This window comes from Dokdonella sp. GW821-FHT11D02 (assembly GCF_058808595.1).
The window spans coordinates 4,565,978-4,579,937 of record NZ_CM179520.1; the positions used below are offsets into that span (position 1 = coordinate 4,565,978).

At 65.2% G+C, this 13,960-nt stretch carries 15 protein-coding genes and 1 tRNA gene; 3 read left to right on the forward strand and 13 right to left on the reverse strand.

Annotation, left to right across the window (positions count from 1 at the left end; translation table 11 throughout):
* Nucleotides 1–39: 39 nt before the first annotated feature.
* The 3 genes from AC3QL3_RS19295 to rplM form a co-directional block, all read right to left on the reverse strand.
* Nucleotides 40–114, reverse strand: a tRNA-Gln gene (locus AC3QL3_RS19295).
* Nucleotides 115–129: 15 nt separating this feature from the next.
* A complete protein-coding gene (gene rpsI / locus AC3QL3_RS19300; protein ID WP_492895739.1) occupies nucleotides 130–522 on the reverse strand; it encodes a 30S ribosomal protein S9 in 393 nt (130 codons plus the stop codon).
* Between the two features lie 66 nt (nucleotides 523–588).
* On the reverse strand, nucleotides 589–1,023 hold the full coding sequence (gene rplM, locus AC3QL3_RS19305; protein WP_492895740.1) for a 50S ribosomal protein L13: 435 nt from the start codon (nucleotides 1,021–1,023) through the stop codon (nucleotides 589–591).
* Between the two features lie 134 nt (nucleotides 1,024–1,157).
* Here rplM and AC3QL3_RS19310 point away from each other — a divergent pair, with 134 nt between their 5' ends.
* Both AC3QL3_RS19310 and coq7 read left to right on the forward strand, forming a co-directional pair.
* The gene (locus tag AC3QL3_RS19310) at nucleotides 1,158–2,384 is read left to right on the forward strand and encodes a (Fe-S)-binding protein (RefSeq protein WP_492895741.1); all 1,227 of its coding nucleotides are present in this window, start codon (nucleotides 1,158–1,160) and stop codon (nucleotides 2,382–2,384) included.
* Complete coding sequence (gene coq7, locus AC3QL3_RS19315; protein WP_492895742.1) at nucleotides 2,381–3,025, forward strand: 2-polyprenyl-3-methyl-6-methoxy-1,4-benzoquinone monooxygenase; 645 nt, start codon at nucleotides 2,381–2,383, stop codon at nucleotides 3,023–3,025. The genes AC3QL3_RS19310 and coq7 overlap by 4 nt, the downstream gene beginning before the upstream one ends.
* Before the next feature lie 114 nt (nucleotides 3,026–3,139).
* Here the strand turns inward: coq7 and speD are convergent, their stop codons facing one another.
* Nucleotides 3,140–3,925, reverse strand: a complete 786-nt coding sequence (gene speD / locus AC3QL3_RS19320; RefSeq protein WP_492895743.1) for an adenosylmethionine decarboxylase — start codon at nucleotides 3,923–3,925, stop codon at nucleotides 3,140–3,142.
* A gap of 525 nt (nucleotides 3,926–4,450) precedes the next feature.
* Here speD and crp point away from each other — a divergent pair.
* Nucleotides 4,451–5,089, forward strand: coding sequence for a cAMP-activated global transcriptional regulator CRP (gene crp / locus AC3QL3_RS19325; RefSeq protein WP_492898993.1), 639 nt, complete (start codon nucleotides 4,451–4,453; stop codon nucleotides 5,087–5,089).
* Nucleotides 5,090–5,096: 7 nt separating this feature from the next.
* On the opposite strand, the gene AC3QL3_RS19330 is transcribed toward crp, so the two are convergent.
* The 9 genes from AC3QL3_RS19330 to AC3QL3_RS19370 all read right to left on the reverse strand — a co-directional run bounded on the left by AC3QL3_RS19330 (nucleotide 5,097) and on the right by AC3QL3_RS19370 (nucleotide 13,902).
* Entirely contained in the window at nucleotides 5,097–6,083 is a 987-nt protein-coding gene (locus tag AC3QL3_RS19330; protein WP_492895744.1) for a GNAT family N-acetyltransferase, read from the reverse strand.
* A 65-nt stretch (nucleotides 6,084–6,148) separates the two neighbouring features.
* Entirely contained in the window at nucleotides 6,149–6,814 is a 666-nt protein-coding gene (locus AC3QL3_RS19335; RefSeq protein ID WP_492895745.1) for an HAD family hydrolase, read from the reverse strand.
* 104 nt (nucleotides 6,815–6,918) lie between these two features.
* Entirely contained in the window at nucleotides 6,919–7,713 is a 795-nt protein-coding gene (trpC, locus tag AC3QL3_RS19340) for an indole-3-glycerol phosphate synthase TrpC (protein ID WP_492895746.1), read from the reverse strand.
* Entirely contained in the window at nucleotides 7,710–8,783 is a 1,074-nt protein-coding gene (gene trpD, locus AC3QL3_RS19345) for an anthranilate phosphoribosyltransferase (protein WP_492895747.1), read from the reverse strand. The genes trpC and trpD overlap by 4 nt, the downstream gene beginning before the upstream one ends.
* Nucleotides 8,784–8,808: 25 nt before the next feature.
* Nucleotides 8,809–9,705 carry a TolB family protein gene (locus AC3QL3_RS19350; RefSeq protein WP_492895748.1) on the reverse strand — a complete coding sequence of 299 codons (897 nt, stop codon included), beginning with the start codon at nucleotides 9,703–9,705 and terminating at the stop codon, nucleotides 8,809–8,811.
* 23 nt (nucleotides 9,706–9,728) lie between these two features.
* Nucleotides 9,729–10,325, reverse strand: coding sequence for an anthranilate synthase component II (locus tag AC3QL3_RS19355; protein ID WP_492895749.1), 597 nt, complete (start codon nucleotides 10,323–10,325; stop codon nucleotides 9,729–9,731).
* 334 nt (nucleotides 10,326–10,659) lie between these two features.
* On the reverse strand, nucleotides 10,660–11,559 hold the full coding sequence (locus tag AC3QL3_RS19360; protein ID WP_492895750.1) for a helix-turn-helix domain-containing protein: 900 nt from the start codon (nucleotides 11,557–11,559) through the stop codon (nucleotides 10,660–10,662).
* A 115-nt stretch (nucleotides 11,560–11,674) separates the two neighbouring features.
* Entirely contained in the window at nucleotides 11,675–12,274 is a 600-nt protein-coding gene (locus AC3QL3_RS19365) for a TetR/AcrR family transcriptional regulator (protein ID WP_492895751.1), read from the reverse strand.
* Between the two features lie 446 nt (nucleotides 12,275–12,720).
* Nucleotides 12,721–13,902 (reverse strand): M23 family metallopeptidase, encoded by a 1,182-nt coding sequence (locus AC3QL3_RS19370; RefSeq protein ID WP_492895752.1) that lies wholly within the window; start codon nucleotides 13,900–13,902, stop codon nucleotides 12,721–12,723.
* Nucleotides 13,903–13,960 lie beyond the last annotated feature (58 nt).

A 13,960-nucleotide genomic window follows, 5' to 3' on the forward strand; every position in this document is an offset into this window, starting at 1 on the left:
AGCGTGAATCCGCTCCCTATGCCGCACCCGCTTCGATGTTGGCAGCCCCGGATGGATTCGAACCACCGAATGCCTGAGTCAGAGTCAGGTGCCTTACCGCTTGGCGACGGGGCTGTGCTGACCGCTAGTTTAGCGCTTGGAGTACTGCGTGGCGCGACGCGCCTTGTGCAGACCGACCTTCTTGCGCTCGACCTCGCGCGCATCGCGCGTCATGAAACCGGCCTTGCGCAGCGGCGACTTGAACGCCTCGTCGTACTCGACCAGCGCACGCGCGATACCGAGACGGATCGCACCGGCCTGGCCGGTCATGCCGCCGCCTTCGACCGTGACCAGCACGTCGAACTTGTCGTGGTTCTGGGTCAGCTCGAGCGGCTGGCGCACGATCATGCGCGAAGTCTCGCGACCGAAGAACTCGTCGAGCGGCTTGCCGTTGACGACGATGCTACCGGTGCCCTTGCGCAGGAACACGCGTGCAGCGGAAGACTTGCGACGACCCGTACCGTAGTTCTGTTGAATAGCCATGTAGGTTCTATGCTTTGCGTTGAAAAGTCCGCACAACGATGTGCGGGCTCTTGCGAGGAATTCGCATTATGCCTTGATGTCCAGCACTTGCGGCTGCTGCGCCTCGTGCGGATGGCTCGCACCGGCGTAGACCTTGAGCTTGCGATACATCGCACGGCCCAGCGGATTCTTCGGCAGCATGCCCTTCACGCCGATTTCGATCACGCGCTCGGGATGCTTGGCCAGCATGTCCTTCAGCGAAGTCGTCTTCAGGTTGCCGATGTGGCCGGTGAAGCGGTGATAATTCTTGTCGTCCAGCTTCTTGCCGGTGACCGCGATCTTCTCCGCGTTGATCACGACGAGATAGTCGCCGGTGTCCACGTGCGGCGTGTAGATCGGCTTGTGCTTGCCGCGCAGACGGTGCGCGAGTTCGGTGCACAGGCGGCCGAGCGTCTTGTCGGTGGCGTCGACGACGTACCAATCACGCTTTACGGTTTCAGCATTGGCGCTGATCGTTTTCATAATCCGGAGACTCTGGTTCGGCCCCTGCGCAAGCGGGCACGGCGGAAAGAGGGCGCGGGAGAATAGCGGAAGAGTGCCGACTTGGCAACTCCGCACGACCGCTCGGCGAAGAGCGGGATGATAGCATCAAACGCATGCTCGGCGATGCCCCGCCCTCCCCCGATTCCCGTCTGCTCGCCCTGACCGACCAGTGCGTCATGTGCGGGCTGTGCCTGCCGCACTGTCCGACCTACCGGCTCGATGCGATCGAGGCCGAATCGCCGCGCGGCCGGATTGCGCTGGCGCGCGCGCTGACCACCGGCACGGTCGAGCCGACGACGTCGGCGCTGGCTCATCTGGATCATTGCCTGGGCTGCCTGTCGTGCCAGAAGGTCTGCCCCTCGCAGGTCGCGTACGAGGAGATCCTGGTGCGCACGCGCGCCGCCCTGCGCGCGCGCCGACCAGCGCCGAGCGCACTGCGGCGCTGGCTGCGCAATCCGACGCGCCTGACCCGACTGGCGCGCGTCGGCGCCGCCTTGCGCAGCGACCGCTGGCTGCCGGCGCTCGGACGCGTGCTGCCGAAAGGCTCGCTGGCGCGCAGGCTCGCGCTGGCGCAGCCTGCGCCGATTGCCCCGCCGCGGTTCGAGCGCCCACGGCACCGGGCCGAATCGCGCGGCCGCATCGCCCTCTTTCGCGGCTGCGTGGCCAGCGTCTACGACCGCGATACGTTCGCGGCCGCGCAAATCCTGCTCGAGGCGATCGGCTACGAGGTCGTCGCCACCTCGGCCGGCGCCTGTTGCGGCGCGCTGCCGCGGCACGCCGGCGAGGTCGAAGCAGCCGCGGCGAGCGCTGCGGCGACACGCGAGGAACTGCAGCGCAGCGGCGCGGAGGTGGTCCTGGTCAGCGCCAGCGGCTGTTACGGCGACTTGCGCGATCAGGTCATCCAGAACGGTTCGCTGCGGGTAGCGGATGTGCACGCATTTCTCGCCGCCGACGCCGGCTTCGCCGCCCTGCGCTTTAGGCCGCTGGCGGCGCGTGCCGCGCTGCACCTGCCGTGCACCCAGGTCAATGTGGCCGGCGCGATCGACGCTATCGCGGCCCTGCTTGCGCGCATTCCCGACCTGGCCGTGCTGCCGCTGCCCGAGCAGCCGCGCTGCTGCGGCGCGGCCGGCAGCTACTTGCTCGAATTCCCCGAACGCGCCGATCGCTTGCGCGCGGAAAAGCTCGACCAGGCCGCCGCGCTGCGGCCCGACCTGATCCTGACCACCAACATCGGCTGCCGCCTGCATCTGGATAACGGATTGCGCGAGCGTGCGGCGCCGATCCCGCTACGTCATCCGCTGGCGCTGCTGGCCCAACAGCTGGACAATTCCGCCCCATGACCGCTCGCACTCTGTCGCCGCTGGACCGCGCCCTGATCGAAATCGAGCGCGCGCTGGAAACCGTGTTCGTCGCGACCCCGGCGGCCTCGCAGCCCTCGCCCGCCGGCCGCATCGAGGACGGCCAACTCGACGAGGCCGCGCGCCGTCACGCCGCGGGCCTTATGCGCGTCAATCACGTCGGCGAAGTGTGCGCGCAGGCACTGTACTTCGGCCAAGCTGCTGTCGCACGCGAGGAAACTCTGCGCGAGCAGATGCTCGCCGCCGCGGCGGAGGAAACCGATCATCTGGCCTGGTGCGGCGAACGTCTCGAAGAACTCGGCAGCCGGCCGAGCCTGCTCAACCCGCTCTGGTACGCCGGCGCTTACACGATCGGCGCCGCCGCGGGTCTAGTCGGCGATCGGCTCAGCCTCGGCTTCGTGGTCGAGACCGAGCGCCAGGTCGAGGCGCATCTGGGCGAGCATCTGGAAACCCTGCCGCCCGGCGACGAACGCAGCCGCGCGATCGTGCGCCGCATGAAGAGCGACGAAGCCGAGCACGCCGAACGCGCACTGGCCGCCGGCGCGCGCCGCCTGTCCGATCCGGTGCCGGCGCTGATGCGCTTGGCTTCGAATGTGATGAAGGCGGTGGCCTATCGCTTGTGAGCTGCGCTCACAAGCGAAGGGATTGGAGATTCGGGATTAGGGATTCGAAAAAGCGCAACCTTTCAACTGGGTCGCTCTCACAAATCTCCAATCCCGAATCCCCAATCCCGGCCCTTACATCAAATTGCGGCCGTGGAACAGCTCCTCGATCTCGCGCTTGAGCAGCTGCTCGATGCGCTGACGTTCCTTGAACGATAGATCGTCGGCTTGCGCTTCGAACAAGTAGGTGTCGAGGTCGAAGTCCTTCACGTGCATCTTCGTGTGGAAGATGTTTTCTTGGTAGACGTTGACGTCGAACATCTCGTACTTCTGGCGGATGTGCTTGGCCAGATAGTCCTGGATCGAGTTGATCTTGTGGTCGATGTAGTGCTTGCGCCCTTTCACGTCGCGGGTGAAGCCGCGCACGCGATAGTCCATCGTCACGATGTCCGATTCGAAACTGTCGATCAGGTAATTCAACGCGCGCAACGGCGAGATCACGCCGCAGGTGGCGACGTCGATGTCGGCACGGAAGGTCGCGATACCGTTGTGCGGATGCGTTTCCGGATAGGTGTGCACGGTGATGTGGCTTTTGTCCAAATGCGCCACCACCGCGTCGGAGATCATGTCTTTGCCGAGCTTGTCGACCACCGGATGCTCGGAAATCAGGATCGTCACCGAGGCGCCCTGCGGATCGTAGTCCTGGCGCGCGATATTGAGGATGTTCGCGCCGATGATCTCGGCCACATCCGACAGGATCTGCGTCAAGCGATCGGCGTCGTACTGCTCGTCGATGTACTCGATGTAGCGCTGACGCTGCTCCTCTGAGACGGCGTAGCAGATGTCGTAGATGTTGAAGCTGAGCGCCTTGGTGAGGTTGTTGAAACCCTGCAACTGCAGACGCGGAATCGGTTTGACCACGGCGGTTTACCTGAAGGACGGGCGGCGAGAAGTAGCGACGTCGGCAAAATGCGTTCCGGCATTGTGCCGATCCAACCGGACCGGCACATGGCCGGAGCGGCTCGTGACGGTTCGACGACGGTGTCGCCGAGCCGACTGCGATCCATTCCACGGATCGCTGCGGCAGACCGTCTTCGCCGGTCTGCTGGGGCGCGGATTATGGGCCATGCGGCGGCGTGAAGAAACCGATGCGGGAGAGGCTTGTTTTCATGGGTCGACAGCGACTCGGAATGTAGGGTTGTGTGTCTGCGCGCACAAACCGGCAATTGCTGCGCGCGCAAAGTGCAACGTGTCATCGAATATGCAATAAGATGTGAAGACGTCCACTCACGCCGGGCTCGCAAACGTCGGGACCCCCCGCGTTCCGGCATGACGCGGTGCAGACCGCAGAGGGACTCCAAGGGGTCATTGGTGGAAGCACAGGGCAAGATCGCCGATTTTCGTTACAGCTTGCAGCGCGAGGTCAATCGGGTTCAGGCACCGCCGATGCTGACGCCGGATCGCCACGCGATCGAGCGTTTTCTGGCGGCGTGTCATCGGCGTCGTTACGCCAGCAAGACCGCGATCATCCGGCCCGGCGACTCGGCCAATATCCTCTACTACGTCATCGACGGTTCCCTGACCGTCTCGTCGGAGGACGAGGAAGGCCGCGAGCTGATCCTGGCTTATCTCAATCGCGGTGAATTCATCGGCGAAATGGGCTTGTTCATCGAAACGCCGCGGCGCGAAGTGATGGTGCGTACGCGAACGCCGTGCGAGTTGGCCGAGATCGGCTACGAGCGCATGTTCAGCCTGTTCGAAGGCCCGCTGCGCGACGAATGCCCGAAAATCCTGTTCGCGATCGGCTCGCAGCTGACCAACCGCCTCTTGCACACCTCACGCAAGGTCAGCCGGCTCGCCTTCATGGACGTAACCGGCCGCGTCGCCAAGACCTTGGTCGACCTGACCGACGAACCGGACGCGATGACGCATCCGAACGGCAAGCAGATCCGTATCTCGCGCCAAGAAATCAGCCGTATCGTCGGTTGTTCACGCGAAATGGTCGGCCGCGTGCTCAAGCAGCTCGAAGAGCAGGGCATGATCACGGTGTCGGGCAAGACCATCGTCGTGCTCGGCGCGCACTGACGCGTCGCTAGCGCTTGCGGCGCCCCGCTCCGGCTCGGCCGGGCTGCCGATAAATCATGTAGACGTCCGAACGCTGGTAGTGGCTGTCCGGCCGCCGCGCCGGCTGCCGCACGAAGCCGGCGCTTTCGTACAGCGCGAGCGCCGGCTTGAGCTTGGAATTGGATTCGAGAAACAGCATGCGGCCTTCGCGGCGCGTGAACTCGGCCACGGCCGCCTCGATCAAGAGCCGCCCGGCCCCTTTGCCGCGCCAGGCCGCTTCGACACCCATCTTCGACAGCTCGTACTCGCCCGCCGCGGCCGCCTTGAGCAAGGCGACCGTACCGATCACTTCGCCGTCCAGACGCGCGAAGAAGATCGCACCGCCCGGCTCGAGCACGTGCTGCTCGGGCTCGCTGAGAACGTCGCGATCGATCGGCTCCAGCGACCAGTAGCGCTCCAGCCACTGCGCGTTGATGCGATAGAAGTGATCGCGCAAGGCGGCTTCGAACGGCACGATCTCGACCTCGGCGGCGGCCAGACGCGCGTGCTGGACGAGGATCTCGTGCAGCACGCCATCACCCGACAGCTCGGTCTCGAGTGCTTTCATCGCCGTGTTGAGATCGCCCGCGTGACGTGCCAGCAAGGCCGCCGTAGCGCGCCGAATCGCGGTCCATATCGGCCCCATGCCGGCGAGGCGGCGTTCCGCCGCGAGCGGCAGATCGAGCAGGCTGCGACGCGCATCGGCGCGATCGGAGCGGCGCACCAGCCAGCCTGCGGCGACGAGCTTGTTCGCCAGCTGGCTCACCGCCGGGTGCGTCTGCCCGATCGCCTGCGCGATCTGCGTCACGGTGCCCGGACCTTTGACCTGCACGTAGCGCAAGACCGGGAACCAGTGCGCATCGAGGTCGATGCCGGCTTCGCGGTAAGCCGCGTTGGCGATGCGGTAACAGCGTTCGCTGAGCGCCTTGAAGCGGCTGCCGAGCGCGAGTTCGTTCTGGGCGTGCAAGAAGTTCATTTGCGTAATCACTTACGAAAGTGTCTACGCTAAGACTTTCCACCCGGCCTGGCAAGCCGCCGCTGCTACCACTCGACCACGCTGAGGCGCCGGCCCAGCCGCGCGGACACGCGCGCCAGGGTGTTTCGATCCGGATTGACCAACACCGCCGACCGCGCCGCGGCCAGCATGGTCAGGTCGTGATGCGAGTCGCTGTAGGCCTTTTCCCACGGCGGCCGCACGCCGTGGCGCGCCAGCTGAAGCGCCTTCTGAAAGCGAATGTTGTGCAGCACGAGCCGCATGCCCAAACGCCCGCGAGCGAGCTTGGAACCGAGCAGCTCGACGTCGCCGAAGCCGAGTTCGTCGAGAATCGCGCGCGCCAGCGTCTCTTCGCAGCCGGTGACGACCAGCACACGATCGCCGGCGTGCCGATGCGCGTTCAACGCGGCGCAGGCGCTGCGAGCGATGTTGCGCGTATCGCGTGCCAGGGCGCGGCCGAACGTCTGCGCGAGTTCGCGGTAGCGCTGCTCGCCGACGCCGACCAGTGCCCAGTTCACCGCCAGATGCAGTAGGCGCTTGCGGCCGCCGCGTGTCAGCGCCGCCGCGCCGAGCAATGGCGCCATCGGCAACAGCAGCAAGGCGCGCCACCATCCACGCGCATAACGTGAGCGCATGAAGCGTGCGAAGGAATCGCCACGCACGATTACGCCGTCGAAATCGAACAAAACGATGTTTTTCTCTTGCTCATCCATGAGTGCGGAAGCCGGAAAGCCGCCAAAAGTGGCCGCATTTTTCAGTTTTCTCGCGCTTATCCCTGCGCGCGAAGATCGAGCATCGAGGTTCGAAGCCGCCCAGCTCAACTTTCAAGAAACAGCCGCCGCAGTTCGGCGCCGGGGTCGGGCGCGCGCATGAACGCCTCGCCAACCAGGAACGCGTCGATACCGGCGTCCTGCATCTTCTCCACGTCCGCACGCGTGTGAATGCCGCTCTCGGTGACCAGCAGGCGGCCCGCATCGACGCGCTCGCGCAGGGTCAGAGTGGTGTCGAGCGAGGTCTCGAAGGTGCGCAGGTTGCGGTTGTTGACGCCGATCAGCGGCGCCGGAATGCCGAGCGCGCGCTCGAGTTCGATCTCGTCATGCACTTCGACCAGCACGTCGAGGTCGAGCTCGGCCGCGAGCAAGGCGAGTTCGAGCAAGGCCGGATCACCGAGCGCGGCGACGATCAGCAGGATGCAATCGGCACCGATCGCGCGCGCTTCGTAGACCTGATACGGATCGATCGTGAAATCCTTGCGCAGCACCGGCAGCGCGCAAGCGGTACGCGCCTGTTCCAGATAGTCTTCGCTGCCCTGGAAGAAATCGCGGTCGGTCAGCACCGACAGGCAAGCGGCACCGGCGGCGGCGTAGCTCGCCGCGATCGCGGCGGCGTCGAAGTCGGCTCGGATCACGCCTTTGGACGGGCTCGCTTTCTTGATCTCGGCGATCACCGCCGGCTCGCCCTCGTCGATCTTCGCTTCCAGCGCGGCGACGAAGCCGCGCGTCGGCGCCAGGTCGGCCACGCGCGCGGACAGTTCGCGCAACGGGAGTCGCGCGTTGCGTTCGGCGATTTCCTCGACTTTGCGCGCGAGGATGCGATTCAAAATGTCGCTCATGAACGTCCGCCTTCGCTTGTGCGAGCAAGCTGCTGCGTGATGTTTACGAATTGTTCCATTTTTGCCAATGCCGCGCCGCTGGCGACCGCCGCACGCGCTCTTGCGATGCCTTCGCCGATCGAATCGGCGAGGTCGGCCGCATACAGCGCGGCGCCGGCGTTGAGCAGCACGATATCGCGCGCGACACCCGGCGTGTTGCCGAGCGCTTCGAGCAAGAGCGCCTTCGATTCGGCCACATCGGCCACGCGCAGATTGCGGCTCGAAGCCATCACCAAGCCGAAATCTTCCGGCTCGATCTCGTACTCGCGCACTTCGCCCTCGCGCAGCTCGCCGACCATCGTCGCCGCACCGAGCGAGATCTCGTCCATGCCATCGCGTCCCCACACCACCAGCGCGTGCCGCGCCCCGAGCCGCTGCAGCGCGCGCACCTGGATGCCGACCAGGTCGGGATGAAACACGCCCATCAGCACGTTCGGCGCGCCGGCCGGATTGGTCAGAGGACCCAAGATGTTGAAGATCGTGCGCACGCCCAGTTCCTTGCGCACGGGCGCGACGACCTTCATCGCCGGATGGTGATTGGGCGCGAACATGAAACCGATGCCGGTTTCTTCCAGGCACAGCGCGACGTCGCGCGGCGCCAGCGCGATCGCCGCACCCAGCGCTTCGAGCACGTCGGCGCTGCCGGACTTGGACGACACGCTGCGATTGCCGTGCTTGGCCACACGCGCGCCGGCTGCGGCGGCGACGAAGGTCGAGGCGGTGGAGATGTTGAAACTGTGCGCGCCGTCGCCGCCGGTGCCGACGATGTCGACCAGATGCGCGTTGCGTGCCGCGGTTTCCGCATCGTCCGGCCACGGCACTTTCTCGGCCAACTCGCGCATCACGCGTGCTGCGCCGGCGATCTCGCCGATGGTTTCCTTCTTCACGCGCAGGCCGGTCAGGATCGCCGCGACCAGGGTCGGCGACACCTCGCCGCGCATGATCTGGCGCATCAGATCGACCATCTCGTCGTGGAAGATCTCGCGGTGTTCGATCGTTCGTTGCAGCGCTTCCTGCGGGGTGATCGGCATGGGATACGTTCGCGGCGAAGTGGCGTCAGCGCACACGATAGTGAATCAGATGGATGTCGGCACGTCCCTGCCCGCCGGCGCGCTCACCGGAGAAGAGAAGAACCCGGGCCTGGCTCGGATCCGCCGACGGGCCGAGGATCCAGCCGCCGTCGACGTTGACGCGCGCGTCGAGGCGCCGCGCATGGACGTAACGATCACCCTCGCGCACGGCCGACCACAGCGCGATCGGCGCCTGCTCGACGTCGTCGGAGCGCGCGAACACCAGCACGTTTCCGCCGTCGAGCCAGGCGGCATCGAAGTCGTCGCCCGGGCCGTTGACCTCGCCGGCGAGCGGCGCCGCCGCCTGCCAGCGGCCGTCGCGCCAGGCGCTGACGAAGAGATCGTGGCGACCCGCGCCGCCGCGCCCGTTGGTGGCGAACAACAAAGTCTTGCCGTCCGGCGACGGCGATGGCGCCCATTCGTCGCCGGCGGAATTCACGCCGGCACCGAGGTTGCTTGGTTCGCCGAAGGTCGCCGCGGCGGGATCGAACGCGACCTGCCAGATGTCGTCGCCGCCGTAGCCGCCGGGGCGATTGGAGAAGAAGAACACCGTGCGGCCATCAGCGCTGAAGGCCGGATCGAATTCGTTCGCCGCGCTGTCGAATCCGACCGCGGTCGGAGCGCTCCAGCGTTCCCCCTCGCGGCGGCTCATCCAGATGTCCCAGCCGCCGGCGCCGCCGGGGCGATTGGTACTCCCCCACAGCACGGTTTTGCCGTCGGGACTCAGAGCAGCGCGAACCTCCGAGTACGGCGACGAAACCACGCCCGGCAGAAACAGCGACGACTCGCCGACTAGCTCGAAGCCGGCCTCACGCTTGGTCGGCGCGGCGCAAGCGCCCAGCGCCGCGGCGAGCGGCAGCAGTGTGAGCGCGCGGAGGGTCATACGAGCGTGCCCACGAACGCCTCTCACGCGGCCTTCGGCAAAACCTGCGCAAGAAAGTTGCGCAACAGATCGTGGCCGTGCTGGGTCAGGATCGATTCGGGATGGAACTGCACGCCCTCGATCGGCGCGGTCTTGTGGCGCAGACCCATGATCTCGTCGATCGAGCCGTCCGCGGCGAGCGTCCAGGCCGACACGTGCAGGCAATCGGGCAGCGAAGACTTTTCCACCACCAGCGAGTGATAACGCGTCGCCTCGAACGGATTGGGCAGACCGCGGAACACCCCCTTGCCGTCGTGATGAATCGGCGAGGTCTTGCCATGCATGATCTCGCGCGCACGCACCACCTTGCCGCCGAACACTTGTCCGATCGCCTGGTGGCCCAGACAAACGCCGAACACCGGCACGCTGCCGCCGAGACAATCGATGATTTCGAGCGAGATACCGGCTTCGTCCGGCGTGCCCGGCCCGGGCGAGATCACGATCGCGCTCGCGCCGAGCTTGCGCACCGCCTCGAGCGTCAGCGCATCGTTGCGGACCACGCGCACCTCTTCACCCAGCTCGCCGAAGTACTGCACGAGGTTCCAGGTGAAGCTGTCGTAGTTGTCGATCATCAGCAGCATGTAACCATCCACTCGCCGAAGCAGCCAGCGTCCAATGTATACGATGAAACGCAATTCGCGCCCGCGCCCGCCGTCCAACCGGCGCCGAAGGCCGTGTTGACCCAAGCCGTAGCGCGCGGAGACGCAAGAAAGCACAAGCCTAGGATGAGCACGGCCGCCGGGCAAGCACGGAGCCGAGTGCGACCGTTTCATGCTCGGGGTTGGGCTGAACGCGAAATCCGGCAGACGCCACGGTCCGATCGTGTAGGGCCGGCATCGAGTCGTATCGTCCGCCCCACTATTTTCGCAGCGACCGACCGCCGGCTGCTCGCACTACTTCCGCAGCTGGCGCCCCTTATCGGGAGACGAGCGGAAGCGAGGATCGTCCGCGAAGCTGCGATGGGGTGACGCCGCGGCGCAACCTCAGCGCCGTCGTCAGGTGGCTGTGACTGGAGAATCCGACGCGGTAGGCAATCTCGCTGAAATCGACGGCCGTATTTGTAATCAGTCGCACGGCGCGATCGAGGCGGCGATCGAGCACGTACTGCGCCGGCGTGCTGCCGAACGTGCGACGGAACGCCGAGGAAAAATCGCGCCGATCGCAATCGGCCAGCTTCGCCAATTGGTCACAGCTCAGCCGCAGATGCAGATGCTCGTCGATATGCTGCCGCAGCTTCTGCGCACGCAACACCGTGAGCTCTTGTGAGAGCGGCGGCGTGCATCCCTCCACCCCCTCGCGGGATTGGGCGAACAGATGCACGGCGAGCGCGTGGAACAGCGTGTCTTTCTGCATGAGCGCGAGGTCGTCGTCGCGGTTGCTCAGTGCGACGAGCTGGTCGATCAGGGGGCAGAGAAACGGTTCGGTTCTGGCGAACGCCAGCACGAGCGGCCGCTCGTCGGGAAAGCCGAGTTGCTCGGTGGCGAAGCGCGGCGGGAAGTACAGTTCGCAGTTGTGGATGGACGCGGTGACGACCCGAAAGTCCATTCGCACCGCCTGCGGAAATACGGCGATCTGGCCGCGCCGCGTCGCGCCGAAGCGGAAACCGCGGCCGTCGATTTCGCCCTCGTGCTCGCGAACCACGCCCTGCCGCATGATCAGGACGACCTCGTGCGTGTTCTTCGAGCGCAGATCCATCGCTGTCGGCGCGTAGAAGCCTTGGAACAGCAGCGCACCACGCCACTCCATCAAGCAACGGCGCTCCAGCGCGGTCCAGGAGGGCGTGGCATCGAACGGCACGATCGATTCGAGCGGCATGATGTATCGCGGCGATGTTGAGTGAACGATGGGGAAACTCAGTTTCCTCGACTCCGGCTCGCGAAGCGGCCATCCGGCACTGACCGGCGCGATCGGTGATCGCGCCGCCCGAGATTCAACCCTCGACGATCGCGCGCCGGCGCGCGATCGGCCGGCGCGAATAGAAGTTCAGCCGATTCGAGGGCGCTTTTATGCACATGGGCAGGCGTACCGTCAAAGGCATTTCGCAACCTTCCGGCGCGCACGACTGCAGCGCGGGACCGAGCAGGGTCGGCCCGAGTGCGAACAGCAGAAATTGCATGGATTGATCGATCCAACGCGGCTCTCCCGGCTTCGGCAGCGCCCCTTTGCTCAGACCGCGGGCGAGTTTGAGCAGCGCTTCCAGCAGAGATTTTCCGTTGTCGCTGCCGTCCACCACGATCATACGCCGCAGATACGTGCGCACATCCGCTTGAGAAGCCATGAGCTCGCCGATCAGCACGGCGAACAGGCGTAGCGCGATGCCGTCGCGCGGGGACACGGCGCTCCGGTCCGCTTCTTTCGCCGCCTGTGCGAATGCGAGCTGGATACGGTTGTCGACCGCATCGCGCAGGCCCGACTTGGAGCCGAAATGATGGGCGATCAACGGCACCGACACATGCGCTCGTTGCGCAATCGCGCGCATCGAGGCGCCGACATAGCCCTTGATCGCAAACAAATGGATGGCGGCCTGCAAGATACGCTCGCGGCCGATCGCACTGCTGAACCTCGCACTCATACCCGCCGAGCCCAGAAACGGGTCGCGCGCGAACAGCGCATCGCAAGGTTTTCCATGACGATGAAGACAATCGAGAATGGCGCATCGTAAAAGTGGCTTCGATAATCCGTCTTTCAAATTTCGCAGTGGATTGATTGGAAATTGAAAGTCGTTTTCGATGCGAACTGAACAATTTCAGCGAATCGTTCTATTCCGGAAAACCGTCTTGCGCGCGCGCACGCTCCGGCCGAGCCATTTTCGCGTTCACTGCGACCGTCCTTCAGCGACGGCAATCGACAGGTCCTCGTTCTTGTCGGTTTCTGTATCTGGCTCATGGAAAGGCCCCGAGCACTCGGGGCCTTTCCTCTCCGGTTTTTTCGCCACGACAGACGTTCTGCCACGAGAGCGGCGCCGGCCGGCACGCCTTACGGCGACAGGGTGAAGTTCTTGCTGTAGGTCTGGCCGTTGTAGGTCACTTCGAACTTCCAGGTGCCGGCGGGGCCGGTCGGCGCAAAGTTGGTCCAATACCAATACCACCACGAGGAGGGGTAATGCGCCGCGGAGCCGTTGTGCGTCCACGAGGTATGCACCGTTCCGTTCGGCCGCAGGATGCGGTATTGGCTCTGCTGGCTGCTGAGCTGGTCGCGGTAGTAGGCACTGAAGTAGATCGTTTCGCCGTAGCGAAACGCGGTCTTCTCGTTCGGGCTTTCCTGGTTGGGGCAGGTGCCGAAGTACGGTGCCGCGCCGCCGGTCATGAGCTTGTTGATGGCCGAGTCGTAGTAGGGCCGCTGCGAGATCCAGGCCGACTGCAGATTGAGCCCGTTGCACGAACCCGCGTAAGGATCGATCAGGTTGCCGTTCGCGTCGTAGACCTCGAAATGCAGGTGCGGCTCGGTCGAGCTGCCGGAACTGCCGACCACGCCTAGCACTTCGCCCAGCGCGACGGTGGCGCCGACGCCCTTGCTGGTGAGCGAGCCGTTCTTCATGTGCCCGTACCACGCGACCGAGCCGTCGCTGTGTTGCACGTAGACTGCGTTCCAAGTGTTGTTGTTGACCGAGCAGCTGCGGTCGAAGTTGCCGTTGGAGCGATAGACGATGGTGCCCGGCGCGGCCGCCACCACTTGCACCTGGTTGTTGTCCATCTTGTACCAAGAGAACGGCCACAGATAGAAATCGGTACCACTGTGGCCGTCGTAGGTGCGCGCGCCGCAGTCGTAATCGAGCGTGCCGCCGCTACTGTCCTGGTCGACGAAATTGGAGATGGCGTGATAGCCGGGATCACTCAGCCCGTTCGAGCGCATCGGCCAAGCGAAGGTCACGCCGATCGAGCCGGACAGAACGTCGCTCTTCGACGACGACGACAGCGTGCCGGCATTGCGCCGGATGTTCTCCCAAATTTCCTGGCGCTGCGCATCGGATATCTCGTCTCGCGATTCGGGCGCTGCGCGCTCGCCGCCGCCGCTGCCTCGAGGCGCGGCGCCGACCAGATCGGCGATACGGCCGGCATCGGCACTGTGCGCAGCGGCCGGCAAAGCCCATGCGGCGCACGTCAACAGCAACGTCGCGGCACACGTCCAAGTACGGTATTGCGATGAGTCGTTCGACATGTCGATTCCCTCCTTCGCTGGAACGCAATGACTTACGCAACGCAGATGCAAGAGCACC